General features: G+C 60.9%; 28 protein-coding genes. 21 read left to right on the top strand and 7 right to left on the bottom strand.

The window, feature by feature from the left end:
- Positions 1–44: 44 nt before the first annotated feature.
- Entirely contained in the window at positions 45–1,007 is a 963-nt protein-coding gene (locus DEJ54_RS14725) for an AEC family transporter (protein ID WP_113155239.1), read from the top strand.
- On the opposite strand, the gene DEJ54_RS14720 is transcribed toward DEJ54_RS14725, so the two are convergent.
- Entirely contained in the window at positions 970–2,208 is a 1,239-nt protein-coding gene (locus tag DEJ54_RS14720; RefSeq protein WP_113155238.1) for a UbiH/UbiF family hydroxylase, read from the bottom strand. The genes DEJ54_RS14725 and DEJ54_RS14720 overlap by 38 nt on opposite strands.
- 126 nt (positions 2,209–2,334) lie before the next feature.
- Between DEJ54_RS14720 and DEJ54_RS14715 the strand changes: the two genes are divergently transcribed.
- The 8 genes from DEJ54_RS14715 to DEJ54_RS14680 all read left to right on the top strand — a co-directional run bounded on the left by DEJ54_RS14715 (position 2,335) and on the right by DEJ54_RS14680 (position 10,368).
- Entirely contained in the window at positions 2,335–3,225 is an 891-nt protein-coding gene (locus DEJ54_RS14715) for a DUF2182 domain-containing protein (protein WP_113155237.1), read from the top strand.
- Positions 3,226–3,349: 124 nt separating this feature from the next.
- Positions 3,350–3,964, top strand: coding sequence for a DUF1326 domain-containing protein (locus tag DEJ54_RS14710; protein WP_113155236.1), 615 nt, complete (start codon positions 3,350–3,352; stop codon positions 3,962–3,964).
- Between the two features lie 9 nt (positions 3,965–3,973).
- Positions 3,974–4,699 (top strand): phosphatidylcholine synthase, encoded by a 726-nt coding sequence (gene pcsA, locus DEJ54_RS14705; protein ID WP_113155235.1) that lies wholly within the window; start codon positions 3,974–3,976, stop codon positions 4,697–4,699.
- 101 nt (positions 4,700–4,800) lie between these two features.
- Entirely contained in the window at positions 4,801–6,387 is a 1,587-nt protein-coding gene (locus DEJ54_RS14700; RefSeq protein WP_371685979.1) for an ABC transporter ATP-binding protein, read from the top strand.
- Positions 6,387–7,484, top strand: coding sequence for an ABC transporter permease (locus DEJ54_RS14695; RefSeq protein ID WP_113156303.1), 1,098 nt, complete (start codon positions 6,387–6,389; stop codon positions 7,482–7,484). Before DEJ54_RS14700 ends, DEJ54_RS14695 begins: the two co-directional genes overlap by 1 nt.
- Positions 7,477–8,391: an ABC transporter permease gene (locus tag DEJ54_RS14690; RefSeq protein WP_113155233.1), complete on the top strand. Its 915-nt coding sequence runs from the start codon at positions 7,477–7,479 to the stop codon at positions 8,389–8,391. The genes DEJ54_RS14695 and DEJ54_RS14690 overlap by 8 nt, the downstream gene beginning before the upstream one ends.
- A 34-nt stretch (positions 8,392–8,425) precedes the next feature.
- Positions 8,426–9,502 carry a BMP family ABC transporter substrate-binding protein gene (locus DEJ54_RS14685; protein ID WP_113155232.1) on the top strand — a complete coding sequence of 359 codons (1,077 nt, stop codon included), beginning with the start codon at positions 8,426–8,428 and terminating at the stop codon, positions 9,500–9,502.
- Between the two features lie 149 nt (positions 9,503–9,651).
- On the top strand, positions 9,652–10,368 hold the full coding sequence (locus DEJ54_RS14680) for a glutathione S-transferase family protein (RefSeq protein WP_113155231.1): 717 nt from the start codon (positions 9,652–9,654) through the stop codon (positions 10,366–10,368).
- Here the strand turns inward: DEJ54_RS14680 and speE are convergent.
- Together speE and speD are read right to left on the bottom strand one after the other, a co-directional pair.
- The gene (gene speE, locus DEJ54_RS14675; RefSeq protein WP_113155230.1) at positions 10,334–11,194 is read right to left on the bottom strand and encodes a polyamine aminopropyltransferase; all 861 of its coding nucleotides are present in this window, start codon (positions 11,192–11,194) and stop codon (positions 10,334–10,336) included. The genes DEJ54_RS14680 and speE overlap by 35 nt on opposite strands.
- Positions 11,191–11,670 carry an adenosylmethionine decarboxylase gene (gene speD / locus DEJ54_RS14670; RefSeq protein WP_113155229.1) on the bottom strand — a complete coding sequence of 160 codons (480 nt, stop codon included), beginning with the start codon at positions 11,668–11,670 and terminating at the stop codon, positions 11,191–11,193. Before speD ends, speE begins: the two co-directional genes overlap by 4 nt.
- Before the next feature lie 470 nt (positions 11,671–12,140).
- On the opposite strand from speD, the gene DEJ54_RS14665 reads away from it, so the two are divergent.
- The 8 genes from DEJ54_RS14665 (at position 12,141) to DEJ54_RS14630 (ending at position 19,229) form a co-directional block, all read left to right on the top strand.
- Positions 12,141–13,121 carry a hypothetical protein gene (locus tag DEJ54_RS14665; RefSeq protein ID WP_162742312.1) on the top strand — a complete coding sequence of 327 codons (981 nt, stop codon included), beginning with the start codon at positions 12,141–12,143 and terminating at the stop codon, positions 13,119–13,121.
- A complete protein-coding gene (locus DEJ54_RS14660; protein WP_113155227.1) occupies positions 13,118–13,540 on the top strand; it encodes a toxin-activating lysine-acyltransferase in 423 nt (140 codons plus the stop codon). Before DEJ54_RS14665 ends, DEJ54_RS14660 begins: the two co-directional genes overlap by 4 nt.
- Positions 13,541–13,705: 165 nt before the next feature.
- The gene (locus DEJ54_RS14655) at positions 13,706–13,924 is read left to right on the top strand and encodes a hypothetical protein (RefSeq protein ID WP_113155226.1); all 219 of its coding nucleotides are present in this window, start codon (positions 13,706–13,708) and stop codon (positions 13,922–13,924) included.
- 125 nt (positions 13,925–14,049) lie between these two features.
- Positions 14,050–15,720 carry a peptidase domain-containing ABC transporter gene (locus DEJ54_RS14650; protein ID WP_113155225.1) on the top strand — a complete coding sequence of 557 codons (1,671 nt, stop codon included), beginning with the start codon at positions 14,050–14,052 and terminating at the stop codon, positions 15,718–15,720.
- Positions 15,720–17,042, top strand: coding sequence for an HlyD family type I secretion periplasmic adaptor subunit (locus DEJ54_RS14645; protein ID WP_113155224.1), 1,323 nt, complete (start codon positions 15,720–15,722; stop codon positions 17,040–17,042). Before DEJ54_RS14650 ends, DEJ54_RS14645 begins: the two co-directional genes overlap by 1 nt.
- 100 nt (positions 17,043–17,142) lie before the next feature.
- Positions 17,143–18,069 carry a 2-dehydro-3-deoxygalactonokinase gene (locus DEJ54_RS14640; protein ID WP_113155223.1) on the top strand — a complete coding sequence of 309 codons (927 nt, stop codon included), beginning with the start codon at positions 17,143–17,145 and terminating at the stop codon, positions 18,067–18,069.
- A gap of 14 nt (positions 18,070–18,083) precedes the next feature.
- Positions 18,084–18,710: a 2-dehydro-3-deoxy-6-phosphogalactonate aldolase gene (locus DEJ54_RS14635; RefSeq protein WP_162742311.1), complete on the top strand. Its 627-nt coding sequence runs from the start codon at positions 18,084–18,086 to the stop codon at positions 18,708–18,710.
- A 3-nt stretch (positions 18,711–18,713) separates the two neighbouring features.
- Positions 18,714–19,229: a DUF3291 domain-containing protein gene (locus DEJ54_RS14630; RefSeq protein ID WP_113155221.1), complete on the top strand. Its 516-nt coding sequence runs from the start codon at positions 18,714–18,716 to the stop codon at positions 19,227–19,229.
- Between the two features lie 90 nt (positions 19,230–19,319).
- On the opposite strand, the gene DEJ54_RS14625 is transcribed toward DEJ54_RS14630, so the two are convergent.
- Positions 19,320–19,667 (bottom strand): ankyrin repeat domain-containing protein, encoded by a 348-nt coding sequence (locus tag DEJ54_RS14625; protein ID WP_204360813.1) that lies wholly within the window; start codon positions 19,665–19,667, stop codon positions 19,320–19,322.
- 196 nt (positions 19,668–19,863) lie between these two features.
- Between DEJ54_RS14625 and DEJ54_RS14620 the strand changes: the two genes are divergently transcribed.
- Positions 19,864–20,319 (top strand): hypothetical protein, encoded by a 456-nt coding sequence (locus DEJ54_RS14620; RefSeq protein ID WP_204360812.1) that lies wholly within the window; start codon positions 19,864–19,866, stop codon positions 20,317–20,319.
- Positions 20,320–20,519: 200 nt separating this feature from the next.
- Here the strand turns inward: DEJ54_RS14620 and DEJ54_RS14615 are convergent, their stop codons facing one another.
- Genes DEJ54_RS14615 through DEJ54_RS14605 form a run of 3 tightly spaced genes read right to left on the bottom strand, consistent with a single transcriptional unit; the run spans position 20,520 to position 22,223 of the window.
- Positions 20,520–20,930, bottom strand: a complete 411-nt coding sequence (locus DEJ54_RS14615; protein WP_113155219.1) for a DUF2177 family protein — start codon at positions 20,928–20,930, stop codon at positions 20,520–20,522.
- Between the two features lie 31 nt (positions 20,931–20,961).
- Positions 20,962–21,657, bottom strand: coding sequence for a ChrR family anti-sigma-E factor (locus tag DEJ54_RS14610; protein ID WP_113155218.1), 696 nt, complete (start codon positions 21,655–21,657; stop codon positions 20,962–20,964).
- Entirely contained in the window at positions 21,654–22,223 is a 570-nt protein-coding gene (locus DEJ54_RS14605; protein ID WP_113156301.1) for a sigma-70 family RNA polymerase sigma factor, read from the bottom strand. Before DEJ54_RS14605 ends, DEJ54_RS14610 begins: the two co-directional genes overlap by 4 nt.
- Before the next feature lie 226 nt (positions 22,224–22,449).
- Here DEJ54_RS14605 and DEJ54_RS14600 point away from each other — a divergent pair, with 226 nt between their 5' ends.
- The 3 genes from DEJ54_RS14600 to DEJ54_RS14590 are packed head-to-tail and all read left to right on the top strand — an operon-like array spanning position 22,450 to position 25,809.
- Positions 22,450–23,802: an NAD(P)/FAD-dependent oxidoreductase gene (locus DEJ54_RS14600; protein ID WP_113155217.1), complete on the top strand. Its 1,353-nt coding sequence runs from the start codon at positions 22,450–22,452 to the stop codon at positions 23,800–23,802.
- On the top strand, positions 23,799–24,605 hold the full coding sequence (locus tag DEJ54_RS14595; protein WP_113155216.1) for a DUF1365 domain-containing protein: 807 nt from the start codon (positions 23,799–23,801) through the stop codon (positions 24,603–24,605). Before DEJ54_RS14600 ends, DEJ54_RS14595 begins: the two co-directional genes overlap by 4 nt.
- Positions 24,592–25,809 carry a cyclopropane-fatty-acyl-phospholipid synthase family protein gene (locus DEJ54_RS14590; RefSeq protein WP_113155215.1) on the top strand — a complete coding sequence of 406 codons (1,218 nt, stop codon included), beginning with the start codon at positions 24,592–24,594 and terminating at the stop codon, positions 25,807–25,809. The genes DEJ54_RS14595 and DEJ54_RS14590 overlap by 14 nt, the downstream gene beginning before the upstream one ends.
- Positions 25,810–25,811: the final 2 nt, after the last annotated feature.

Here is a 25,811-nt window from a genome sequence, read left to right as displayed (position 1 = left end):
CGCGGGTCCGGCGGATCGAATGGCGGGCTCCACGGGGATGGGCTATGTCGGGTGTCGCGGGACTTGTGCTGCCGTTTTTCGGGCTGATCTTCATCGGCTATGCGGTCGCCCGGCTGAAGCCGCACCCTGCCGATGCGCTCGGCTGGATGAACACGTTCGTCATCTATGTGGCGCTTCCCGCTCTCTTCTTTCAGCTGCTGGCCAAGACCCCGATCGAGAAGCTCACCGAGTGGGGCTATATTTTCGGGGCCGTCGCCTCGACCTATATCGTCTTCGCCATCATGTTCGTCGGCTCGATGCTCATCAGCCGCAGTTCGGTTGCCGAAAGCACGATCAAGGGGCTCGCCGCCGCCTATGGCAATATCGGCTATATGGGGCCGGGCCTGGCGCTCCTTGCCTTTGGCGAGAAGGCGGCGGTCCCCGTGGCGCTCATCTTCTGCTTCGAGAACATGATCCATTTCGCCGTCGCGCCCATGATGATGGCGATTTCGGGCGGCGACAGGCAATCGCCTGGCCGTCTTGCGCTGGAGGTTCTGCGCAAGATCGCGCTGCATCCCTTCATCATCGCGACCGCAGTGGGCGTTGCGGCGGCTGCGGTGCAGTTCACCCCGCCGCTTCCGATCGAACGCCTTCTGGCCTATCTCGCCTCGGCTGCCGCACCCTGCGCGCTCTTTGCGATGGGTGTCAGCCTTGCCATGCGGCCGCTACGGCGCGTTCCGCATGAGGTGGGCGTCATCGCCTTCCTCAAGCTCATTCTGCACCCCGTCATCTGTTACGTGATGCTGAGCTGGATCGGAAATTACGAGGAGAGCTGGGTGTTCTCCGCCGTTCTGCTGGCCTCGCTGCCCACGGCCACCAATGTGTTCGTGATCAGCCAGCAATACGGAGTCTGGATGGAGCGTGCGTCGGCCAGCATTCTGATCACGACGCTGCTCTCGGTCGGAACGGTGACGGCGCTGCTTTACGCCATCACGAACGGGCTTCTGCCGCCGGATCTTTTTCCCTGACAGGACCTTTTCCCCCAAAAGGAAAAAGCGCGGAGAAACCGCTGCCCGGACGCATGCCCTCGCGCATGAAAAGCGCGCGCAGTGGCGGAATGCTGCTGATGACGCTGAGGCCCGCGCTGCGCGCGATCTGTGCCGGCAGAAGACCGGACAGAAGCGACATGTTGAGCAGGTTCACCGAGTTGCTGCGCGCCAGAACATCCGGCCGGCGCGAAGCGTCGTAGCGCGTCATGGCGGCAGGAGCGCCCGGATCGTCGCGGAAGGCGTTCGCCGTTGCGACAAGGTCTTCCACGTCGCGAATGCCCAGATTGAGCCCCTGCGCCGAGATTGGCGGGAAGACATGCGCCGCTTCGCCGATCAGCGCCACGCGGTTCTGACCGAAGCGCGATGGCATCAGCGTGCTCAGCGGATAGACCTGTCGGCCGGGCTCCACCGTCACGCCGCCGACGAGCGAGGAAAGCTGCTCCTCCACCTCACGCGAGAGGTCTTCATCGCTCAGCGCATGGCGGCGCTCGGCGTCTTCCGGGCGCTGCACCCAGACGAGGCTTGAACGCATGCCCGGCAGCGGCACCTGCGTGCACGGGCCGTTCTGCGTGTGAAATTCGGTGGAAACGAAACCGTGTTCGCGCGTGTGCGAAAAATTCAAAACGAGAGCCGCCTGCGGCAGCGGGCTGGTCTTGGCCGAAATGCCAGCCGCTTCACGGGCCGGCGATCTGCGGCCATCGGCAGCGATGGCCAGCTGCGCCGAAACGCGTTCGCCATTGTCGAGCGTCGCGGTCACATGATCGGGCGCGCACTCCCAGTCCGTGACGAGGTTCTCATGCCAGTCGATAAGCGGCGAGGCCTGTGCGGCCTTGGCAAGCTCTTCGGTCAGGCGCGCATTGGGAATGTTGAGCCCAAAATACTCTTCGCCGATCTCGCCGGCGTGGAATGTCACGGTCGGACTGCGCACCAGCCGTCCCGTTGCATCCACGAGGCGCATGGCCTTGAGCGGCGCGGTCTCGGGCAGGAGCTTTTCCAGAAAGCCCAGCGGTTCGATGATGTCGAGCGACGGGCGCATCAGCGCCACGGTGCGGCGGTCGCTGCCCTTCGGCACTGGTCCCACCAGCGTCACCGCATGGCCATGATGCGCCAGCGCGAGCGCTGCAATCAGGCCGGCCGGTCCGGTTCCTGCAACGAGAATTTTACGGTCACTATCGCCCACGGCTGCTCATCCATCTATGCTTCGACAATCATCGACAGGACATCGGCATGTCTTTGTCATGATGGGGTTGTTCGACGCAAGGTTCAACGCGGCGAAAGCACCCAGGCAATGTGACGGGGGCAGGGCGTGGACCAGTCGAATGATGATCTGACGAGGCTTGAAGGCGGCGCGCGCGCCGTTCATCGCCTGGCGCTGGCGGCTTTTCCGCTTTCCGTCCTGTCGCTCTTTCTGGCCGTCCTCCTCTCATGGGGCGTTCTGGCGCTGATGGGCGCTGGGATTGCGGCGGTGGAGCCGCGTGCGCTCGGTCCGGGCGGCGTGCTGCTTGAGGCTCTGCCCGACATGCCCCTGCCTGCACCGCTGCGAACGCTGCTTTCCCTGTGTCTAGCGCCTGTCGGGGCGGGGAGCGGACCTGCCGTTTTCGCCCTTCTCGCCTTCATGTGGTTTCTGATGGCTCTGGCGATGATGCTGCCATCGGCATCCCCGTTGATTCGCACCTATTGCGAAATCGCCGACACCGCCGCTCAGAAGGGGGAGCGGGTTGTCCATCCGCTGGTTCTGGTCGCGGGCTATCTGACCGTCTGGCTGATCGCGTCTCTCGGCTTTGCCGGGCTGGCGCTCGTTGCAGAACGGTTCATGAGCCAAGGCGGTGTCATGTCCCCATGGACGGGACTGGCTGGCGCTGCCGTTCTTGCCATTGCGGGCCTTTATCAGTTCTCCGCCCTGAAGGAGGCCTGTCTCGTCAAATGCCGCAATCCCTTCACCACCCTTTTCGGGCGCTGGAGCACGCGACCGCGCGCCATCTACCGGCTGGGATTGCAGCAGGGCCTTTGGTGTTTCGGATGCTGCTGGGCGCTCATGCTGGTCATGTTCGCCATTGGCATGATGAATGTGTTCTGGATGGCGCTTCTCGGCGTTTTCACCATCGTGGAGAAATCTGGTCATAGTCGGCTTTTCACACGCATTTCGGGCGTGACGCTGCTTGTGTGGGCGCTCGCGCTTCTAGTAATCTCGATCTAGAGCATCGCAATATCCGAACAGAAGGGGTTGGTTTTTAGGATATTCCGATTTTCTGCCAATGGTTTAGATCGTCCTTTGCGCGTCCGGCCGGGGGTGCGGCGGTCTGGAAGAGGGGTCGCAAGTCATGGGAAAGAAAGACTGGGCGCTGAAAGGCGAGCTGGTGCTGTCATGCAATTGCACCGTGTTCTGTCCCTGCGTGCTTTCACTCGGCAATCATCCGCCCACTGAAGGCTATTGCCAGACCTGGGCGGGCTTCCGCATCGATGAGGGCCACTATGGCGAGACCGACCTCTCGGGCCTCAATCTCGGTCTGGTGATGGAAATTCCCGGCTATATGAGCCGCGGCAACTGGACCGTCGGCCTGTTTCTGGACGAACGCGCCTCGATCTATGCGGAAAAGGCCATCGGCAAGATCTTTTCCGGCAAGGCCGGCGGCACAACCGGTCTGCTTTCCATTCTCGTTGGCGATTTTCTGGGTATTCAGCGCGTGCCGGTGACCTATGAGGTTGAAGGCAAGACGCGTATCTTCCAGATACCGAAGATCATCGACGGGGCCGTGACGCCCATTCCCGGCGGAGACAGGGATGGCGACACTGTCATCACCAATTCGCAGTACTGGATCGCGCCGGAGATTATCGTCGCGAAATCCGACAAGAGCCGTATGCGCGCTTTCGGGCGCAACTGGAATTTTGCCGGCCGCTCGGCGGAGATCTGTCCGCTCGACTGGCGTGGCCCTTAGGCGACTATCATGACCAAAAAGAAAGTTACGGCCCCACAGGCCAAGGCGTTTTCCGTGCATCTCTTGACGGCATCGGGATCGTTTCTCGCATTCCTATCGCTTGTGGCTGCAAGCGAGGAGCGCTGGGCGGCGATGTTCTGGTGGCTGGGCTTTGCGCTTTTTGTGGATGGCATCGACGGCCCCATCGCGCGCAAGCTCGATGTGAAGCAGGTGCTGCCCACCTGGTCGGGCGACATGCTCGACAACATCATCGACTACGTCACCTATGTGCTCATCCCCGCTTTCGCCCTGTATCAGAGCGGGTTCATGGGCGAGGGGCTTTCCTTCCTGTCGGCCGCCATCATCGTGATCACCAGCGCGATCTACTACGCCGACACGGGCATGAAGACGCGGGAAAATTTCTTCAAGGGGTTCCCCGTCGTCTGGAACATGGTGGTGTTCACGCTCTTTGTCGTACAGCCGGGCGAGATGATCGCTTTTGGTGTCGTGCTCATTTCGGCCTTCACGACATTCCTGCCCGTCTTCTTCCTGCATCCGGTGCGCGTGCAGCGCCTGAGAACGCTCAATCTGGCGATTTTCTTCGCCTGGTGCGCCTTCGGCATAATCGCGCTCATCCAGTCTCTGGAGGCTGATCAGCTCATCCGCATCGGCATTGCGGTGACCGGCATTTACCTCTTTGTCATTGGAGGGGTCATGCAGGCTTGGCCGAATCTTGGCAAAGGGCGTAAAGAGTAATTGTGCGTTCCCATTTGAATCTCTTTCAAGTAAAGCGGCACTAATACGGGGCAAATCCGTCTGCCTATGATCGAGCTGGGAACAAAAACAAAATGACCGAAATGGGAGCCGGCGTGGATCAACTACACGAAGGCGAAGGTGGCGGACTCCTCGATGTTCGCGGCCTGACAAAGATATTTGGCGCTCTGAAAGCCTGTGACGCGATCGATCTGTCGATCGGCAAGGGCGAAATTCACGCGCTTCTTGGCGAAAACGGCGCCGGCAAATCGACGCTGGTGAAGATGCTGTTCGGCGCATTGGAGCCGGCTGCCGGTGAAATCCACTGGAAAGGTCAGCCGGTCGCGATCCATTCGCCCGGCGCTGCGCGCCATCTCGGCATCGGCATGGTGTTCCAGCACTTCTCGCTGTTTGAGGCGCTGACCGCCGCCGAGAACATCATGCTCTCGCTGGATGAGAAGACGCCGATCCTTCAGGTGGCCGAGCGGGCGCGGGAACTCTCAAAGGCCTATGGCCTGCCGCTCGATCCTTTCGCACATGTGGGCGATCTTTCGGTCGGCGAGCGCCAGCGCATCGAGATCATTCGCTGCCTCCTGCAGAAGCCGGACCTGATCATTCTCGACGAACCGACTTCCGTTCTGACTCCGCAGGAAGCCGACAAGCTGTTCGAAACGCTTGAGACGCTGCGCGATGAGGGCAAGTCGATCCTCTACATTTCGCACCGCCTTGAGGAAGTGAAGCGGCTGTGCGACCGAGCAACGGTTCTGCGGCACGGCAAGGTGGTCGCGCATTGCGATCCCCGTCAGGAGACGGCGGCATCGCTGGCCCGCATGATGGTGGGCGACGAGGTGGACACGGTAAAGCGCACTGGCAGCGTCGACGCTGGCGGTCAGGCGCTGCTGGAGGTCCGGGAGCTCAGCCGCCCGTCCGCCAACCCGTTTGCCGTCCCGCTACGCAAGATTGATCTTTTGGTGCGCTCCGGCGAAGTCATGGGTATTGCGGGCGTTGCCGGCAACGGTCAAGGCGAGCTTTTCGAGGCTCTTTCCGGTGAAGCCCTGCAGCAGAACGCCGCCACGATCCGCATTCGTGACAAAGATGCCGGCCGGCTCGGCATCTCCGGTCGCCGCCTTCTTGGCGCAGCCTTTGTGCCCGAAGAGCGCCTTGGCCATGGCGCAGCCCCCCAGATGCGGCTTTCCGAAAACCTGTTCCTGTCGCGTCACGTGACGGATGCAAAGGCGCTCATGGGCGTTTTCGGCACCGTGCGCATGGGTGCGCTGGCCAAGGCTGCCGCCCGCATCGTCAAGGTGATGGATGTGCGCAAGAGCGGAGAGGACCCGGAAGCCTCCGCGCTCTCGGGCGGCAATCTGCAAAAGTTCATCATCGGCCGCGAGCTGGACCGGCAACCGGCGGTGATGGTCGTGAACCAGCCGACCTGGGGCGTTGACGCCGGCGCTGCCGCGCGCATCCGCCAGGCGCTGATCGATCTGGCGCGTTCGGGCTCTGCCGTTCTCGTCATCAGCCAGGATCTGGATGAGTTGTTTGAAATGTGTGATTCCGTCGCCGTGATGCATGACGGTCGCCTCTCGGCTCCCATGCCCATCGCGGAAGCAACATTCGAGAAGATCGGTCTTCTGATGGGCGGCGCGACGCCGGAACGCTCCGAACTGCCTGAAGAAGCGGAGACGGCATGATGCGGCTTGAACTCATCAAACGGCCGCAGCATTCGGTTCTGTTCAGCGCGATTTCGCCGCTGATCGCTCTGGTTCTGACCATGATTGCCGGTGCGATCATGTTCTCGGTTCTGGGCAAGAACCCGCTCGACGCGCTCTACTATTATTTCATCGATCCGCTGCGCGAGACCTGGTCGCTGCACGAGCTGGCGATCAAGGCGGCGCCGCTGATCCTGATCGCGGTCGGTCTGTCCGTCTGTTTCCTGTCCAACAACTGGAACATCGGCGCAGAAGGCCAGTTCATCGCTGGCGCAATCGCCGGCAGCATCCTTCCGGTGGTCTTTCCTGATTTCCAGAACTGGCTCGTCCTGCCCCTGATGCTGATCATGGGCATGGCGGGTGGCGCGGCCTATGCCGCCGTTCCGGCATTCCTGAAAGCGCGTTTCAACACCAATGAGATCCTCACCAGCCTCATGCTGGTCTATGTGGCCGAGCTTTTCCTCGACTGGATCGTGCGCGGTCCGTGGCGTGATCCGGGCGGCATGAATTTCCCCGAAACGCGCGATTTCCATTCCTTCGCCATCCTTCCGGAGCTGATGCCGGCGGCAGGCCGCGCAAACTGGGGCATCGTGTTCGCCATCATTGCAGCCCTCGTCCTGTGGTTCGTTCTCGGCAAGACCCGCAAGGGTTTTGAAATTCGCGTTCTGGGCCAGAGCCCGCGGGCAGGGCGGTTTGCCGGTTTCAGCGCATCGCGCATGGTTATGGTCGCCTTCCTGATCTCCGGCGCTCTGGCGGGGCTTGCAGGCATTTCCGAGGTTGCGGGCGCAATCGGTCAGTTGCAGCCGTCCATTTCTCCCGGCTACGGCTTCACCGCGATCATCGTGGCGTTTCTTGGCCGGTTGAACCCACTGGGCATCGTGGCTGCCGGGTTCGTTCTGGCGCTCTCCTATCTCGGTGGCGAGGCAGCGCAGATTTCACTCGGTCTTTCGGACAAGGCCGCCCGCGCCTTTCAGGGCATGCTTCTGTTCTTCGTTCTCGGCTGCGACACGCTGATTCACTACCGCATCCGCCTGGTCGGACGCGCGCCGCAGGCCCGGGAGGCCGCCGAACATGTTTGAATCCGTTCTGATCACGATCGCAACGGCCGCCACGCCTCTTCTGATTGCTGCAATCGGCGAGCTGGTCGTGGAGCGCTCCGGCGTTCTCAATCTCGGCGTTGAAGGCATGATGGTGATGGGCGCCGTGACCGGGTTTGGCGTGGCGATCACCACCGGCTCGCCATGGCTCGGCGTGTTCGCGGCCATCCTCGTCGGTGCGGCCTTTGCCCTTCTGTTCGGCTTCCTGACGCTGACGCTGGTCACCAATCAGGTTGCGACGGGACTTGCGCTCACGCTTCTGGGGCTCGGCGTTTCCGGCATGATCGGCGAAGCCTTCATCGGCCTGCCGGGCGTAAAAATGTCGCCCTGGGTCATTCCCGTTCTGTCGGACATTCCCCTTGTCGGCCGCTTCCTGTTTGCGCAGGCGCCGCTGTTCTACATCTCGATCCTGCTGGTCATGGGCGTCAGTTATTTCCTGTTCAGCACGCGCGCCGGGCTGACGCTGCGCTCGGTGGGCGACAATCACGATTCCGCCCATGCGCTGGGCATTCGCGTGATTGCGGTGCGCTATGCCGCCGTCATGTTCGGCGGTGCGTGTGCGGGGCTGGCGGGCGCTTATCTGTCGCTCGTCTACACGCCGCAATGGATCGAGAACATGACCGCCGGTCGCGGCTGGATCGCGCTGGCGCTCGTCGTGTTCGCCTCGTGGCGGCCCTGGCGCGTGCTCGCCGGGGCATATCTCTTCGGCGCGGTCTCCATCGGCCAGCTTCACGCGCAGGTGATCGGCGTGTCCGTGCCGTCGCAGCTGCTGTCGGCGCTGCCCTATGTGGCGACCATCGTGGTTCTTGTTCTAATCTCCCGCAACAGACGGCTGACCATGGTGAACACACCCGCCTGCCTCGGTCGGCCCTTTGTTCCGGCCCGGTAATATCCGAACTCAGTCAACAGAGAGGACGTCAACAATGAAGAAACTCGTTATGGCACTCGCCGCCAGCACCGCGGCCCTTGCCTTCACGGCGGCCCCTGCCGCAGCGCAGGACAAGACCAAGGCCTGCTGGATCTATGTCGGCCCGATCGGCGATTTCGGCTATTCCTACCAGCACCATCAGGGTCTGCTGGATGTCGAGGAGCATTTCGGCGACAAGGTCGAGACCGCCTATCTGGAGAGCGTTCCGGAAGGCGCTGACGCCGAGCGCGCGATTGAGCGTTTCGCACGTTCGGGCTGCGACATCATCTTCGCAACCTCCTTCGGCTTCATGGACCCGGTCCAGAAAGTCGCCGCCAAGTTCCCGGACATCAAGTTCGAGCATGCGACGGGCTTCAAGCGCGACCATCCGAATGTCGCCACCTACAATTCGCGCTTCCATGAGGGGCGTTATGTGCAGGGCGTGATTGCCGCCCATATCTCGGAGAAGGGTGAAGCCGGCTACATCGCGTCCTTCCCGATCCCGGAAGTCGTGATGGGTATCAACGCCTTCATGCTCGGCGCGCAGTCCGTCAATCCCGACTTCAAGGTCAAGATCGTGTGGGCCAACACCTGGTTCGACGCCGGCAAGGAAGCCGACGCCGCCAAGGCGCTGCTCGATCAGGGCGTCGATGTCATCACCCAGCACACCGATTCCACCGCGCCGCTTCAGGTCGCCGGTGAACGCGGCATCAAGGGCTTCGGTCAGGCATCTGACATGATCAAGTTCGCGCCCGACACGCAGCTCACCTCCATCGTCGATGACTGGGGCCCGTACTACATCGAGCGCGTTCAGGCGGTCATGGACGGTTCCTGGGAGCAGCAGGACGTCTGGGGCGGCATGAAGGACGGCCACGTCGTGATGGCGCCCTACACGAACATGCCCGACGATGTGAAGGCGGCCGCCGAAGCCGTTGAAGCGAAGATCAGGGATGAGGGCTTCAATCCCTTCACCGGTCCCGTCTACAAGCAGGATGGCACGCTGTGGCTCGAAGAGGGTGAGGTCGCACCCGATGGTGACGTTCTCAGCATCAACTTCTATGTGAAGGGCGTGGACGACCAGCTGCCGAACTGATCGGCATCCTCGCAGTCTTCTGCATTCGGAAAAGGCGGCTCTCGGGCCGCCTTTTTTGCGTCTAACCGCTTACCCGCGAATGCTCCTGCCACAGCCCTGTCAGGAGCACTGTGCCAGAACGGCTGCGAGCAAGAAGGGAAGGCAAATCCATGCTTAAATTCTACCACGCGCCGTGGTCCCGTTCCTCAAGCGTGTTGTGGCTTCTGGAAGAGTTGCAGGCACCCTATGATCTCGAACTGGTCGACATGCATGCACAGGGCGGCGTGCCTGAAAGCTATCGTGCGATCCAGCCGAGCAAGAAAGTGCCGGCCATCGTTCACGACGGTCATATCGTGACCGAGCGCGCGGCAATCACGCTTTATCTCGCCGACATGTTTCCCGAGGCAGGGCTCGCACCCGCCATCGATGACCCGGCGCGCGCCGCCTATCTGCGGTCTCTCGTCTATCACGACGCGGTGTTTGATCCGGTCGTCTGCGCGCGCGTTCACGGGCTGGCCTATGAGAGCCGTGACTATCCCTTCGGGACCTTTGACGACATGGTGGCGTTTCTGGAGCGCCAACTTGGCGAGAAGCCATACGCTGCCGGAGACCGTTTCACCGCCGCCGACGTTCAGCTTGGAACCGGCATCGGCTACACGATGAACATCATGAACGCCTTGCCGGAACGCTCCGTCTTCAAGGAATATGTCGCAAGGATCGAGCAGCGGCCGGCCTACCGCAAGGCGCAGCAGATCGACATGGAACTCGCTTCGAGAATTCCGTTCTTTTCAGGAGAAAATGCGCCGGGAAATGTCTTAAGGAAGGCGCGGGCAGGCGGGGCCTGCCCGGCGCTTATTTCGTTGCTTCCTCAAGCAGCGTTTCGATGAAACGCGGCAGGGCGAAAGAAGCCCTGTGATGTAGAGGCGTGTAGTACCGTGTGTCGATACCGGCCATGCGCTGCGCGAGCGTTTCTTCGCTCACCGTCAGCGTCTCGGCATTGTCGGTCGACCAGCCGAGCGTCATGTGTCCGCCGAAATAGGTCGGCACCGCGACGAGATAGCAGCTTGCGATCTCGAACACGGAACGCAGGCCGCGCATGGCGGTCTGGAACTCTTCGGGCTGCAGGAACGGCACGCCGTTCTGGCTGACGACGATGCCGCCAGGGCGCAGAATGCGCTTCAGATTCCGGTAGAACTCGGTCGTGAAAAGAACCGCGCCCGGACCGGACGGATCCGTGGAATCCACGAGAATGACGTCGAAGCGCTGATCGGTTTCGGCCGCAAATGCGGCGCCGTCGGCAATCTCCACCCTGAAGCGGGGATCGTCGAAGACGGACGCATTGAAGTCCGCGAAATGCTCTTTCGAGAATTCCAGAACCGAAGCGTCGATCTCGACCTGGGTGAGGGCGCCGACACGCTTGTGCTTCAGCACTTCCTCGGCAAGGCCGCAATCGCCGCCACCGATGATCAGCACATCGGCAGGGTTGTCATGCGCCGCAATCGGCACATGCGCGAGCATCTCGTGATACATGAACTCGTCGCGGCTGGTGACCTGCACCGCCCCGTCGAGCATCAGGACCTTGCCGAAGATGCCGTTGCGGATCAGCGCCAGCTGATGATGTCCCGTACCATCCTGGTACAGGACATCATCGACATCAAAAACGATGCTGACGCCGTTGTGCAGGGTCTCGGCGATCGTTTTGCGTTCGCTCACGCGCTTCGCCCCCGCAACAGTTCCTGCACGTCAATGCGACCCGGCGAGAAGGCGCGCTGCAGCACATCGATGCAACGTTCCGGCTCCGCGTCGCCGCACATGAAGATATCCAGAGCCGCGTAATTCCGCTCCGGCCACGAATGGATGGAGATGTGGCTTTCCGCCAGAACGGCAACGCCGCTCACCCCGCCATTCGGTTCGAATGGATGCAGATGGATATGCAGCAAAGTCGCGCCAGCTGCATTCACGCAGTCGACGAGCGTTTGCTGGATATACGGCAGATCGTCGAGACGCTCGGCCTCGAACAGATCAACGATAAAGTGCGATCCGGCGCACAGCACGCCGTTCTTCTCGATGAAGTGATCTTTGTCGTCGCAAACCGCCGGAGCGGGCTGCGCTGTGGTGTTTTCTTCCTTTTGGGCGGTGTTCAGTACAACTGAATCCATCCCCAATTGGAAAAGGGCGTCTTGCGACATGGCGTCCTCTCCAACCAGCAGATGTCTGAGGCCTGACCATTCAGGCGTGGCCCGTATATATGCAACGAAAGTGGCGACGCAAGCATAATCATTCATCGAATTTTATGACATTTTTGCAGCAGCCGGGTGCGAATACGCATTACCCCTGCGTCACATTTCGGCGATGCAGGGCATGTGCGACCTGTATATTTCCTGACGTATACATTTATAAATCATGGCATCATTTCACATTTCCAGGCGGAATAAGTATTTTACAAATTTTTGTATCGCCATAAGAATAGATCTTATTGAAATAACTTATTTAATGTTTGTAACAAAGATATACGATAATGAACCTGAATGGAGAGTTCTCGGATTGGCTCGCGACCAACCAGGTTGATGAAAACTTCCTTCTGAGAAATTTAATCGGCAAACCATTCTCTCGACAGGCGTTCGCCCCTGAATCAGCCGCCGTCGGTGAAGTTCCAGAGATGTCTGCAGAAGAGGCCTGGGCGCTTGCGTCGCAGTCTCTTGCGGCGGCGCTGCCGCGACTCGCGCGGTTGATTCGATTTGTCCGAAACCGTGCGCCCAAATGCCTTGAGCCAAAGGCCGGGAAGCCGGAAAGGGCGTTCACCTATGATCATGGCCGCCGGCAGTTGCCGTTCGTCAGTTGCAGCTATCGCGGCCAGGCGTCCGACATTCTGACGGTCGCACATGAATTCTCTCATGCGCTTCAGATTGTCGCTTCGGCAAGTTCTGCCATGCCGCCTCTGGCGCGTGAGGTCTGCGCGTTCATTGGCGAGCATGCGCTGCTGGACTGGGCCCGGCAGAATGCTTCTCCATTGCTGCCCCGTCTTGAGGCAGCCTGGGCGGCGGACAATCAATGCTATATGGGCGCGGATGCCGAGCGATTACGCAAAGCGCTTGCCCGCAAAAGCGGAGCTTACGATTATCGCTGGAACTACCCGGTCGCCCGTGTTCTTGCCTGTGCGATCTGGCGTCACTGGGAGCGCGCGGAGATCATCGCGCTCTTTCGCAGCGGAGCTGCTGCGCCCTCCCTGCTGATCGGGGGCACGCGGACGCTGCGGCCACATTTTGATCTGCCGCCCTTACCCCTTGATGGTGGCGAGACCGTCAAACTCTATCGTCAGATCGGCGTTGCGACGCTGCTTGATCTACAGGAAGGCTCTGGGCGCGAACAGGCTGGCGCAGAGTTGTCCAGGCGCTATGACACCCTTTTGGGGTGCATGCAGAGCCGCAGTCTCTTCATCGCTCTCGACCGCGAAAATGTGCCCATTGGATACGCCACATGGGAGCGGGACGAAGAGAAAACCATCACGGCGCATTCCTGCGTACCGCAGACTGAACGGCTGCCGTTTTTCCTCAAATCGCTTTCCCGAGCCTGCCCTGATGTAGGTCGCGTTGTCGAGCGTTCCTGTCAGTTGGCCAATCGCGAGAGGCCGGCCTCATGACGGCAATCGATGTCTATGCGGGCGCTGGCTATGTTCTGGAGCTCTTGGCGCGGTCACCCTATCACCGGCCGTTCCCGTTCCGGCGCTATTTCGAAGTCGAGATCCTGCCGCCGCTTCAGTGCAGCCAGGCGCGCTTCTATCTAACGCCGGGCGGCATCCCGACCGGTTTTATCAGCTGGGCCTTGCTGGATGACGCCACGCTGGACGAGATACTCTCCACCGGCCGGGCACTCAGGGCAGGTGAGTGGGCGTGTGGTGAAAACCTGTTCTTCAACGACTTCATCGCGCCATACGGGACGCTTCCGGAAATCGTCAAAGACCTGAAAACGAATATGTTCCCGGGGCGGCAGGCGACTAGCATTCGCCGCCACCCGGATGGTTCCATCAGGTCTGTGAAACGCTGGAAAGCGTCCAGATAGATTCGTTTCGCCGAAGCAACTGGCCGAAACCGGGGGCGGTTATTGTGCTTCTTCGGCAAGAGATGCTTTCGCCGTTTTGCGTCGAAAGCATACCGGTGATTTTTCCACCGGTTTAACTGCCGGATATCCGGCTCAATAGTAAAAGTCATTTTGACGAGGTTACCAATGTTTACAGATATTGATTTCGCTGATGATTGCCCGGACAGCGCTTTCAGCTTCGGAGGCGGTGGTGAAGGCAAACTGGCCGGTGGCATCATTGGCGCATTTGTCGGCGGTTTGGTTGGCGGTTGCATTGGCGCCGTTCCGGGCGCTGAGATCGGGGGCGTTGTCGGCAACACTGTCGGCGGTCTCATCGGTGGCGTGATCGACAGCGCAGTGGCCTGACCGGCTCTTTGCGCCAATCGTTGTTGCAGCCCGCAGCTTGGAGCGAGGGCTGTAGCGATATGGGGCCGTGGGGTTCCGCGGCCCTGTGTCTGCCAGACAAACCGCGCCACTGATGGTTTCCAGATATGACACCAAACACCTCGCTTCCGGGGCAGGGCGTTCCGCTCTCCTGGTTCAGCACCACGCTGCGCAAGCACAGCTTGCTCTATGCGGAGCTCACCTTTCTGGCCATATGCGTTCGGCTGATTGGTCTGCTGGAGCCCTTTGTCTTTCAGGTGGTGATCGACCGCATTCTGCCGTTTCAGCGTGAAGCGTCTTTGATTGTCGTTATCGTCGTCCTGATCGGCGCCAACCTCTTTTCGCTCGGCTTCAATCTTCTGGCGGCGTTTCTCGGCGTCTCGGTCGCAAATCGCCTCACATCGGAACTTGGACGCCGGCTCTTCGATCACCTCTTTCGGCTCCCGCTGCGGCATTTCCGACGATGGCCGGTGGGGGAAACCCTGTCACGGATCGGCGAGACCGACACAATTCGCGGGTTTCTGATCGGGGTCACGACGGGTGCGTCGCTCGATCTTCTGTTCATCGGCGTCTATTTCATGGTTCTCCTGTCCATCTCGGGCAAGCTCACCATGGTCGTGGCCTTTGCGGTCCCGCTTCAGGCGCTGCTCTATATGTGTTTCGGGCCTGTTCTGCGAAAGCGCCTGCGCGCCCAGTTCGATGCCGGATCACATCATCAGGCGCGCATGGTGGAAAACCTTTCAGGCATGACCGCCGTAAAAGCCCTGACGGCCGAAGGGGCCATGCTGTCGCGCTTAAGCGAAACGCTCGCGCAGACCCTGAACGCCTCCCGCCGCGTCTACACGATGAACGCGGTCAGCGGGCAGCTGATCGGCCTTTGCGAAAAGGGCATCTTCATCGGTGTCATCTATATCGGCGCACAGCAGGTCTTCGCCGGAGAGCTTACCCTTGGCCAGCTGATCGCGTTTCAGTTGATCGCAGAGAAGATCGCCGCGCCGATTGCCGGGTTTTCGAAGCTCTGGCAGGACTGGCAGAACCTTCGAATTTCCCGCCAGCGCCTGGGCGACATTCTCAACAGCGAGCAGGAAAAATTCGGCAGCGGGAGTGTTTTTCCGGATGACATCGAACCACGGCTTGCCTTTCAGGGGGTCTCGTTCGGTTATGGGCCAGACGAGCCGCCGGTCATCAGCGGGCTTGATCTTTCCCTTGAACCGCGGACCTGCACGCTGGTGGTCGGGCCGTCGGGCATAGGCAAGTCCACATTCGGACGTCTCGCCGCCGGTCTCGAAGAACCGCAGAGCGGGATCATAACCGTCGGTGGTCAGGATCTGGCGGCGTTCGAACCGGAAAGCCTGCGCTCCCGCGTCGTTTATGTGCCTCAGGAGCCCTATCTCTTCTCTGGAACATTGCGCGAAAACCTGCTGCTGCGCACACCGGACGCCAGCGATGCCGAAATCCTAGACGCGCTTCGCATCTCTGCCGCCGGGGAACTGGTGTTCCGCCTTGCGCAGGGGCTTGATACCGAGGTCGGGGAGCGTGGCTCGGCCCTGTCAGGCGGGCAGAAGCAGCGCGTGGCCATCGCGCGCGCAATTCTTCAAAAGCCCGCCATCCTGATACTGGATGAACCCACAAGCGCACTTGATGAGGCAGCGCAGCACCGGCTGGTCTCCGAGCTCATGCTGCTCAGAAAGCAAGTGACCGTTATCGTGATCACACATCGTCCGGATGTCTTTGCCGGAGCGGATCGCGTCATTGATTTCGGTTTGGGGAAACATTGATGTCTGCAACTGACGAACTCGACCGCACATCGCCGACGCTGCGCATCACCGCGCTTTTCACCAGCACGGTCTTTCTCATCATTCTGGTCGCGTCCTGCGTCCTTCGTGTCGAGATAACCGCACGCGGAACGGCACGCATCGTCCCGATCGACCGGGTTCAGGTGGTGCAGCCCGAATACCCTGGCGCGATCACACAAATACGCGTCCGCAATGGAGCAAAAGTCGCCAAAGGCGACCTCCTTATAAGCCTCGATGCAACGCCGGCACGCGCCGAGTGCATGACGCTGATCGAAGAGGAGACACGACTTGGACGCGAAGATGCACGTCTAGCGGCTTTTCTGGCGGGTATCGCTGCGATGCGGGAAGGGGGCCTGCCGCTCCCTCCCGACGTGACCGAAGATTTTAAGATCGATGCAGTCGATGAGACAGGCATGGAGGAACAGAAACGCCTTCTCTCCGCCGATCTGAAGGACTTTGCCGACACTCTAAGGCGCGCCGATGCCCGCATCGATGCGAACACCCGGGAAAGCGACGTCATTCAGGGAAGAATTGCACAGACCGAGGCCGCTCTGGAAATCCAGAACGAACGTTTGCAGGCGGTTGAGAAACTCTTGAAGCGTGGCGCGGTGTCCCGCAGCAACTATCTGGATGTGCGCAAACTGTTCGACAGTCTGGAAAATGACAGGATCATCGCCGAACGCCAGGCGGAGCAGAAACAGGCAGAGGCCGGTGTCCTGCAGGCCGAGTGGCAAGGCCTATTCAGCAGCAGAAGCAGCGCCGCCTTAAAACGGCGCGACGAGATCGCTCTGCGTCTTGCCGTGCTGCGGCAAAAGCAGCGCGCCCTGAAGGAGCGCATCGCGGCTGCCGCGCTGACCGCCCCCGTATCAGGCACCGTCGAGCAGCTCCAGATCACCACCATTGGCGGTGTCGTGCAGGCGGGGCAGGAGCTGTTGCGGATCGTGCCAAGCGACAGCGCGCTTGAGCTGGAGGCGCTCTTTTCGAACGAAGACAGCGGCTTTCTCGAAGTTGGCCAGAAGGTGCGTGTTCGTCTCGATGCCTATCCGGCCGAGCGTTTCGGAACCGCAATTGCCGAGATCACCGATATCGCGACCGACTCAATTGAAACAGGCTCATCCGGGCGCTGGGGGTTCGCCGTGTCCATGAAGCCGGAGGACGCATTCCTCCAGTCTCCGTCCGGCCAGCTCGCGCTGCGGCCCGGCATGACGGCCAGTGTGGACGCCATCACCGGAGAGCGCCGCCTGATCAGCTATTTCATCGCGCCGATCACCGCCCAGTTCAGCCGAAGCCTTGGAGAACGCTGACCTTTCCTGATTTTGTGGCCGCGCCCTCTTCATCAAAACCGCCTGGCCCGGTATTGAGAAACCGGTCGACCGTTCGTCGGCGTCGTACCGGGGAGGGGTAATGACACAAACTCTCGCGCCTTTTTGCGCTGCCGTTGACTGGGGCACCAGCAGCTTTCGCCTGTGGCTTCTGGATGAAGCAGGCGCCGTTCTGGTCGAGAGCCGAAGCGGCGAGGGGATGATGCACTGCGCTTCGGGCGCGGGGTTTCAGCCCGTTCTTGACGCCCATCTTGCAAAGGCCGGAGCACCCGCAGACCTGCCGGTCGTGATCTGCGGCATGGCCGGGGCGCGTCAGGGCTGGCTGGAAGCGCCCTACGTGCCCGCGCCGACCGCACTCTCCGAACTGCCGTTCAACGCCGCGCGGATCGCAGACGCCACTGCCGACATTCGCATTCTGCCCGGCATTTCGCTCAATGACGCATCTTCCCCGAACGTCATGCGCGGCGAGGAAACGCAATTGCTGGGCACCGTCGAGGCGCTTGGCAGCGCTCTCGTCTGCATGCCGGGCACCCACAGCAAATGGGTGCGCGTGGAGGCAGGCGCGGTCACCCGTTTCAGCACCTTCATGACAGGGGAGCTGTTTTCCGTTCTCACCCGGCACGCCATCCTGCAACATGCGGTGGATGCCGAAAGTGTGGTGAAGAGCGATGACGCGGCGTTTCTTGCCGCACTCGAGCGCGCCATCGCCCAGCCCGATGCAAGCCTGTCCGGCCTCTTCGGCGTCCGCGCTGCACAGCTTCTGGGCTATGAGCCCCGTGACGACGGGGCCGCACATCTTTCCGGCCTCCTGATCGGCGGTGAAGTGGCCGCAGCCCGCGCGCTCTACGGTGCGGATTCCGCTGTCACGCTCATTGCCTCCGGCGGCGTGTCGGCCCTTTATGAGACAGCGCTTGCGCGCGCCGGCTTTACCGTGACGCTGATCGATGCGGAAGCCGCTTCGCGCAACGGGCTTTACCGTTCAGCGCGCCAGATCTGGGATGTGAAATGATGGATGTTTTAGACATGAACTGGCCCGGAACGAACCGCGCGCTCGTCGCGATCCTGCGTGGCATTCGCCCCCCGGAAGTCGTGCCCATGACCGAGATGCTGATCGAAGAGGGCATCACCTCCATCGAGGTTCCGCTGAACTCGCCGGATCCCTTCAGATCCATCGAGGCGGCGCTCGCAGCAGCCGGGAAGAGGGCGCTGATTGGCGCCGGAACGGTGCTTGATGTCGAAGACGTCGACCGGCTTGCCGATATGGGCGCAAAGCTTGTCGTCAGCCCGAACACCGACGCGGATGTGATCCGCCGCACGGTCGAGCGCGGGCTCGTCTCGATGCCGGGCGTCTTCACGCCCTCCGAGGCCCTTCTGGCCCACAAATGTGGCGCCACGGCGCTCAAATTCTTTCCGGCGTCCGCGCTGGGCGTATCGGGCATCGCCGCCATCAAGGCGATCCTGCCCGCCGATGCGACCGTCTGTGCAGTGGGTGGCGTTTCGGACGCGACCATAAAGGATTATGTCCGCATCGGAGTGCGCGCCTTCGGTCTCGCCACAGGGCTCTACAGGCCCGGCGACAGCGTCGAAACCGTCCGCCAGAAGGCGCGTTACACCGTCGCGGCCTACGATGCGGCCCTCGCGGACGCGTAAGGAATGCCGCTCGCGCTCTACACGTTCGGTGTGTTTTCCAAACCGGCGGATGATCCGGCCAATGATGGCTTTCACCGGCGGAATGATCCCATATTCGAGCTGGTCGATCAGGCCGAGGGGCTGATTGCGCGCTCCGGCTATGCATCGGATCCCGGCCCCTTGTCCTGGGGCGAGGAGGTCTATCCGCGTTTCTACGAGGAGAGGGGGGATGGATGGTCTCCGGCCACGCTGTCCTTATGGACAGACATGGAGGCGCTCTTCTCCTTCACCTATTTCGGGCTTCACGCCGAGGCGCTCAGGCGTGGTCGGGATTGGTTTGAAAAGCCGCAGTGGCCGCCGCTGGCGATGTGGTGGCATCACGAAGAAGCCTGTCCAGACTGGGCCGAAGCCGTGCGGCGGCACGCGCATCTGCACGAGCATGGCCCGACGCCCGTGGCCTTCACCTTCAAACAGCCATTCGATGAAAAGGGTTTGCCGGTGAAGCTCGACAAGGCGCGCATTCAGGCGCTTCGCCCTTAGGGGCAGGACCCATTAATAGGGCCTGCCCCTAAGGCCCATGAGACCGCGCCGGATGAAACGCTCATCCGGCGCATGTCCAGGCGGGTCAAATCAGGGGCGCAGTTCCTTCGCGCCCTTGTCGGTCAGCATCTTCGCGATCTCCTCATTGCCGTTCGCCTTGGCGCGCACGAGGGGCGAATAGCCTTCGAAATCACGCGCATTGACGTCTGCGCCATTGTCGATGAGGAACCTGGCGAGTTCTTTATTGCCGACCATGCTCGCCAGATGCAGCGGCGTGTAGCCGTCCAGCTTCGCCGTGACGAGAGCCGGATCGCTCTGCATGGCCTTGATCGCTTCGGCATTCTTGCCAGTCCAGATCAGGTCACTGAGCGCCGCGTCGGCGGCGAGCGCCGGCCCGGAAAGACTGACCGCGATCAGGAAGGCTGAGACGAATTTCATGAGAATCTCCAGAACGTGATGAAAGCCACGTCCTAGGCCGCCGGCCAGTTAAATGTAATTGCCTCGGACTGCGACATTGTGCGCTGCTGCTGAAACAGAATGTGTCCAACTGGCTGCACAAGCAACTTTTCGGACGGTGACTTCGAACGCTGTGTTAGACGAAATCTGGACGAAAGGCGCAGTGGGAACCAGATACATGATTGAGCCGAATGTGGAGCAGGGATTTTCTGAAATCGGTGTCCTTTTCGTGGCCGGTTTTGGCCCGATCACCAGAGAAGCTGAAGACAGTCGGGCGCTATATGCCGATACGCTGGGCCTTCCGCTCAAGCCATACGGCGAGAATGAGGATTATCTTCTGACCGAAGATAGCGAATTGGAGGGGTGCCGGCATTTCGCGCTTTGGCCACTCAGACAGGCCGCGCAGTCCTGTTTCGGTCGGGATGAGTGGCCGGCCGATCTGCCAACGCCGCAGGCATGGCTGGAGTTCGACGTGAAGAGCATTGCCGTCGCCACCGAAGGCCTCTTGGCGCGCGGGTATCATCTTCTGATCGCCAACAGGGAGGAGCCCTGGGGTCAGAGAGTGACCCGCTTTCTCAGTCCTGAGGGCCTTTTGGTTGCCGTAAGCGAAACGCCATGGTTGCGGGGTTCGTAGAATCCAGACTTATCGGAGCCCGAAAGCACGGCACTCGCAATCGTATCGCTACTGACGCGACATCGCGGCATGGTGGGAATGGCAGGTTTGTGGTGTCCGAACCATCCGCAGGCGGCACTTCAAGATAGAACTCACCCTGCCATACGCAAAGGTCGCATAAGATAGATTATGGAACTTATGCATATCAATCAGCCGGTAAATCAGCCAGCAGAACCGATGATGCGTGCGGTCGCCAGATAGCCTGCCCAGGCCGAAACGCCGGTCAGAACCGTGCCCCAGGCAATGTCGACGAAGGTCACCGCAATCGACCAGTTCTTCACGGTCGCAAGGTTCGTCATGTCATAGGTGCCATAAGCGATGAGCCCCAGAATGGCGCCGGCGAAAAGCGCGCTGGCCGCGCTGCCATTGTTCAGCGATGGCGCGACGGCGAAATAGACGATGCCCGCCACATAGACGCAATAGAACAGTCCGGCAGCGACGAGATTGGGCTGGTCCAGCAAGAGATGTCCCATGCGCTCGCGGTAAAACCCCGTGGCGACGCGTGACAGCCAGATGTAATCTAGCCCGAAGAACACAAGCGCTGTTGCGACATAGGCCACGAGATAGCTCATTCGATCTCTTTCTCCGTTTGTCCGTCGATTGTCAGATTCCGATAATCGGCTGCACGGCGCGCACCAGCCAGCTGCGGAATTTCAATGGCGCGTCCGTGACGGCCAGGCAGATACAGTCCTCGCCATCGGTGGCGATGGGCTGGTGCTGCAGCGTCTCATCGGCTTCCTCGAAGTCGCCACGCGCAAAGAGATCGTCGCCGTCGTGAAAACTGCCGGAAAGAACGAGGGTCAGCTCCCTGCCCCTGTGGCCGTGTTCAGGCACCGGCTTGCCAGCCGGAATGCGCAGAAGTCGCACGCGCGCCGTGCTGTCATCGGTGTCGATGGGCAGATGATATGCACCGCGACCGAGCGGCCGCCATTTCACCGTATCCACGTCGCCGCCCACATAAGAGCGTAATGGTTCTGGCAGAACCGTCTGCCCGGCTTGCGAAGAAGCCTTCGCCTTCACGGGCCGTTCAGCATCCGGCGTCTGCGCCCTGTCGGCGGCAAGCCGCTTTCTGAGGCTTTCCCAGGAGGCGCTTTCGTCGCTGGCCGCTTCCTGCGTTGCGTCTTCATGCACTGGCCTGGCAATGAGCGCGCCGCCCGTCATTTCCATCACGGCCAGACGCCGGCGGCATGACGGACACAGCGCCAGATGCGTGGCGACAGCAATGCGCCAGCCTTCCGAAAGCTGGCCGGTTGCATAATCGAGAAGAAGCTCTTCGCTGATGTGGTGCTGGATGCTCATGATCTGTCTCCCAGCGTCGCTCGCAGTCGATTGAACGCCAGACGAATGCGTGATTTCACGGTTCCCAGTGGCAGGCCGAGGCGCCTGGCGATCTCGCTGTGGGAAGCCTCGTCGAAAAATGCGAGATCGAGCAGCCTGCGTTGCTCGGGCGGCAGCTCTTCAAGTGCGGCATGGAGACGCCGCTCGTCATCGCGGGCTTCCATTGTCTGATCGGCCGTCGGGTCTGCGTCGGGCACGAAAGCCGGATCGTTCGGGTCGAAATCCGGCCTTCTGGAGCGACGGTAGCTATCGATGCGCAGATTGCGCGCAATGGTGAAAATCCAGGTGGCGGCATTGCCTTTCTCGGCATCGAACTGCGCCGCTTTGCGCCACACCGTCATCATGGTTTCCTGCATCAGTTCCTCGGCTGCCTGCGGGTCCCGCACGAGACGCATCATGTATGCGCGCACCCGCGGCCCGAAGGCGCGAAAGACCTGTTCAAACGCCTCCATATCGCCATCGCTGCCGATCCTGCCGATGAGATGCGCCATCTCCTCTCGCGGATCGGTATCCGTCGTCTTGGTCATCTCGCCCCGCTTCACGGCGCGGCGGCGCTTCCGCGTCGCTGAGCCGGAGAACATTAAAAGCGCCTGTCGCACAGGCTTTGTCGGGCCGATTTCAAGGTTCATGCCCGCCATTACGCGATCTAGCGCACTCCGGATCACAGCAAACAAAAAAAATGTCATGCCGGCAAATCCAGTCGCGCTTTGCTTGCGTATCTGAGTTCAAAGAGACGTCAAAAGGAAAAATCCGGTGCTCAACCAAGTTCGCCCAGCCAGCAGAGGCCATGTTGCTGTCATCGGAAGTGGTATTTCGGGCCTGTCGGCCGCCTGGCTCCTCTCGCGGTCGCGCCGGGTCACGCTTTACGAGGCAGATGCCCGCCCGGGCGGGCATGCCAACACGGTGGATGTTCCTTCCGAGACCGGTCCGATAGCCGTCGATACGGGGTTTATCGTCTACAATGACCGGAATTATCCCGAACTTGTCTCGCTCTTTGATCACTTGAGCGTTCCGACACTGCCGTCCGACATGTCGTTCGCCGCGTCTCTGGATGGTGGACGTTTTGAATATTCCGGTTCTGGTCTGCGCGGTCTTCTGGGACAGAAGGCAAATGTGGTGCGCCCGCGTTTCTGGCGGATGCTGGCCGATATTCTTCGGTTCTACCGCGAGGCCCCTTCCCTCCTGATCGAACGCAAACATGCCGATGAAACGCTCGGCTCCTATCTCAGGCTTTCCGGCTACAGCGAAGGATTCATCAACGATCACCTCCTGCCCATGGGCGCAGCGATCTGGTCGACAACGTCTGAGGAGATGCGTGATTATCCACTGCATGCCTTCATCAGCTTCTTCGAACGGCACGGGCTTCTCTCGCTGTCGGATCGCCCGCGCTGGCGCACAGTAGCGGGCGGCAGCCGCACCTATGTGCGCCGGCTCCTTGACGATTTTGACGGCGAGTTGCGGCTTTCCACGCCGGTTGCGAACGTTCGACGGCTTAAGCATGGCGTGGAGGTCACAGACACGTCGGGTCATAAAGAACGGTTTGACGATGTCGTAATCGCAACGCATGCCGATCAGGCACTCAAGTTTCTGGAGGATGCGAGCGAGACGGAGCACCGGCTCCTGAGTGCCTTCTCCTACACGCCGAACACGGCTGTCCTGCACAGGAACACGGATCTCATGCCGAAACGGCAAAGCGTCTGGTCGAGCTGGAACTATATCGAGCGCGACAGGAAGGCTGGCAACCGTCAGCTTTGCGTCACTTACTGGATGAACCGGCTCCAGAACATCGATCCCGCTCATCCGCTTTTCGTCACGCTCAATCCTTCGCAGGATATTCCGGACGAAGACGTGATTCAGGCGTTCGACTACACGCATCCGCTCTTCAACCACGCGGCTCTTTCGGCGCAGAAGCAACTCTGGCAGCTGCAGGGAAACCGCAACACATGGTTCTGCGGCGCCTATTTCGGCAGCGGCTTCCACGAAGACGGCATCCGCGCCGGTCTTGGCGCTGCCGAGCTTCTGGCCGGCATCGCCGCGCCGTGGAAAAGTGGCAGGGCGGACGCCGCCGCCGCAAGGCGGGACGAGGCGCTTGTGGCAGCCGAATGAGCTGGAACTCCGCCATATACCGGGGTGAGGTGGTCCATGTCCGCCACCGGCCGCGCGTGCATCGGCTGCGTTACCGCGTGTTCGCACTGGATCTTGATCTGGACGAACTGCCGCGCCTGTCGAAGGCGCTCCGGTTTTTCGGCTACAACCGCCCTGCTCTCTTTTCGTTCCGCGACAGCGACCATGGAGATGGTATTGCGGGCGGCCTGCGCAGCTGGGTGGATGCGCGCATCGCCGAGGCCGGGTTCGATCCCGCTTCCATGCGGGTCAGCGTTCTTTGTTATCCGCGCATTCTCGGCTATGTGTTCAATCCCCTCAGCGTCTATTTCTGCCGCGATGAAAGCGGCGCGGTGCAGCTCGTTCTCTACGAGGTCTGCAACACGTTCAACGAGCGCCACACCTATGTGATCCCGGCCTCCGATACAGGCAGGCACAGCATCCGACATTCCTGCGACAAGGCGCTTTATGTCTCGCCATTCCTCTCGATGGATTGCCGTTATGATTTCCGCATCGCCCCGCCGGGTGATGAAGTCATGGTCTCGATCAGCGAGAGTGAGGCGCGCGAGAAGGTGCTTTTCGCGTCCTTTTCCGGCAAGCGCCAGACGCTGACCGACGGGGCGCTCATCCGCCTCTTCTTCAGCCATCCGCTGATGACCCTCAAGGTCACCGGAGCCATTCATTTCGAGGCCCTTCGCCTCTGGCTGAAGGGCGTTCCATTTCACCGCCATCGGCCCGCCGACACCCCTGTCGCCAAAACACTGGTCGCCCCCAATCCCAAGGTGCAACAGCATGAGCCACATTGAGAACGTTTCCGGCCTCTCCACCCAGATCGACGGCGCGCTCTGGCAGCGCATCGTGTGCCGCTGGGCCGATGCGATCACCATTGGCCGGATCACCCTGCGCTTTCCCGATGGCCAGACCTACACCGCTGCCGGAGAAAAGCCGGGTCCGGCTGCCGCCCTGCGTTTCAACACCGGTCGCGGTTTCATGCAGATCCTTTCCGGCGGCAGCACGGGTTTTGCAAAGGCCTATCTCGACGGGCACGTAGACACGCCCGATCTTGATGCGATCATGGAGCTGGCGCTTGCCAATGAAAACCGCTGGCAGAATGTGCTCGACACGTCGAAGCTCGTCTCCAGGCTGGATTTCATCCGGCATCGTCTGCGGCGCAATTCACGCAGCGGCAGCCGGCGCAACATCGCCTATCACTATGATCTGGGCAACGCGTTCTATCGGCTCTGGCTCGATGACACGATGACCTATTCCTCGGCCTTTTACGAGGATGGGGAGACGGTTCTGGAACAGGCGCAGATCGCGAAATATGACCGCATTCTGGAGCGGCTCGGGATCGGGCCGGATGACCGTGTTCTGGAAATCGGCTGCGGCTGGGGCGGCTTTGCCGAACATGCGATCCGCAAGACCGGCTGCCATGTGACCGGCCTGACGCTTTCCACCGAACAGGCGGATTATGCACGCGCCCGGCTGTCTGATGCCGGGTTGTCGCAGAAGGCCGACATTCGATTGCAGGACTACCGCGACTGTCAGGGCCGGTTCACAAAAATCGTGTCCATCGAGATGTTCGAGGCGGTGGGCGAGGAAAACTGGCCGCTTTATTTCGCCCGTGTGCGTGATCTGCTGGGCGAAGACGGCCGTGCGCTTCTGCAGGTCATCACGATTGATGAAACCCGCTTCGACAATTACCGCCGCAATGCGGATTTCATCCAGAAATACATCTTTCCTGGCGGCATGCTCCCCTCGCCTGCAGCCTTCATAAATGCGGCCGGAACCGCCGGAATGGCGGTGGTTGACGAACTCCGCTTCGGTCCCGATTACGCCACCACGCTCGCCGAATGGGAGACACGCTTCCGCGCGTCCTGGGAGAAGATAGAAGCGCTTGGCTTCGATGAGCGCTTCTATCGCATGTGGCTCTATTACCTCGCTTATTGCCGGACCGGTTTCCGCACCGGCCGCATCGATGTGGTCCAGTTCGAGCTTGTGAAACCGTGAGG

It is taken from the genome of Nitratireductor sp. OM-1 (assembly GCF_003296175.1).
In the GTDB taxonomy this organism is placed as follows: Bacteria; Pseudomonadota; Alphaproteobacteria; order Rhizobiales; family Rhizobiaceae; genus Nitratireductor; species Nitratireductor aquimarinus.
Note: the sequence above shows the minus strand (reverse complement) of the source record. Positions and strands in the feature narration are given on the sequence as shown.

Coding starts and splice junctions, on each gene's coding strand:
- DEJ54_RS14725 (WP_113155239.1), top strand. CDS start 45: ATGTCGGGTGTCGCGGGACTTGTGCTGCCGTTTTTCGGGCTGATCTTC.
- DEJ54_RS14630 (WP_113155221.1), top strand. CDS start 18,714: ATGCCGCTCGCGCTCTACACGTTCGGTGTGTTTTCCAAACCGGCGGAT.
- DEJ54_RS14590 (WP_113155215.1), top strand. CDS start 24,592: ATGAGCCACATTGAGAACGTTTCCGGCCTCTCCACCCAGATCGACGGC.
- DEJ54_RS14605 (WP_113156301.1), bottom strand. CDS start 22,223: ATGACCAAGACGACGGATACCGATCCGCGAGAGGAGATGGCGCATCTC.
- DEJ54_RS14650 (WP_113155225.1), top strand. CDS start 14,050: ATGACACCAAACACCTCGCTTCCGGGGCAGGGCGTTCCGCTCTCCTGG.
- DEJ54_RS14620 (WP_204360812.1), top strand. CDS start 19,864: ATGATTGAGCCGAATGTGGAGCAGGGATTTTCTGAAATCGGTGTCCTT.
- DEJ54_RS14625 (WP_204360813.1), bottom strand. CDS start 19,667: ATGAAATTCGTCTCAGCCTTCCTGATCGCGGTCAGTCTTTCCGGGCCG.
- DEJ54_RS14695 (WP_113156303.1), top strand. CDS start 6,387: ATGCGGCTTGAACTCATCAAACGGCCGCAGCATTCGGTTCTGTTCAGC.
- speD (WP_113155229.1), bottom strand. CDS start 11,670: ATGTCGCAAGACGCCCTTTTCCAATTGGGGATGGATTCAGTTGTACTG.
- DEJ54_RS14660 (WP_113155227.1), top strand. CDS start 13,118: ATGACGGCAATCGATGTCTATGCGGGCGCTGGCTATGTTCTGGAGCTC.
- DEJ54_RS14595 (WP_113155216.1), top strand. CDS start 23,799: ATGAGCTGGAACTCCGCCATATACCGGGGTGAGGTGGTCCATGTCCGC.
- DEJ54_RS14655 (WP_113155226.1), top strand. CDS start 13,706: ATGTTTACAGATATTGATTTCGCTGATGATTGCCCGGACAGCGCTTTC.
- DEJ54_RS14645 (WP_113155224.1), top strand. CDS start 15,720: ATGTCTGCAACTGACGAACTCGACCGCACATCGCCGACGCTGCGCATC.
- DEJ54_RS14710 (WP_113155236.1), top strand. CDS start 3,350: ATGGGAAAGAAAGACTGGGCGCTGAAAGGCGAGCTGGTGCTGTCATGC.
- DEJ54_RS14640 (WP_113155223.1), top strand. CDS start 17,143: ATGACACAAACTCTCGCGCCTTTTTGCGCTGCCGTTGACTGGGGCACC.
- DEJ54_RS14610 (WP_113155218.1), bottom strand. CDS start 21,657: ATGAGCATCCAGCACCACATCAGCGAAGAGCTTCTTCTCGATTATGCA.
- DEJ54_RS14615 (WP_113155219.1), bottom strand. CDS start 20,930: ATGAGCTATCTCGTGGCCTATGTCGCAACAGCGCTTGTGTTCTTCGGG.
- DEJ54_RS14635 (WP_162742311.1), top strand. CDS start 18,084: ATGAACTGGCCCGGAACGAACCGCGCGCTCGTCGCGATCCTGCGTGGC.
- DEJ54_RS14685 (WP_113155232.1), top strand. CDS start 8,426: ATGAAGAAACTCGTTATGGCACTCGCCGCCAGCACCGCGGCCCTTGCC.
- DEJ54_RS14690 (WP_113155233.1), top strand. CDS start 7,477: ATGTTTGAATCCGTTCTGATCACGATCGCAACGGCCGCCACGCCTCTT.
- DEJ54_RS14680 (WP_113155231.1), top strand. CDS start 9,652: ATGCTTAAATTCTACCACGCGCCGTGGTCCCGTTCCTCAAGCGTGTTG.
- pcsA (WP_113155235.1), top strand. CDS start 3,974: ATGACCAAAAAGAAAGTTACGGCCCCACAGGCCAAGGCGTTTTCCGTG.
- DEJ54_RS14665 (WP_162742312.1), top strand. CDS start 12,141: ATGTCTGCAGAAGAGGCCTGGGCGCTTGCGTCGCAGTCTCTTGCGGCG.
- DEJ54_RS14700 (WP_371685979.1), top strand. CDS start 4,801: ATGGGAGCCGGCGTGGATCAACTACACGAAGGCGAAGGTGGCGGACTC.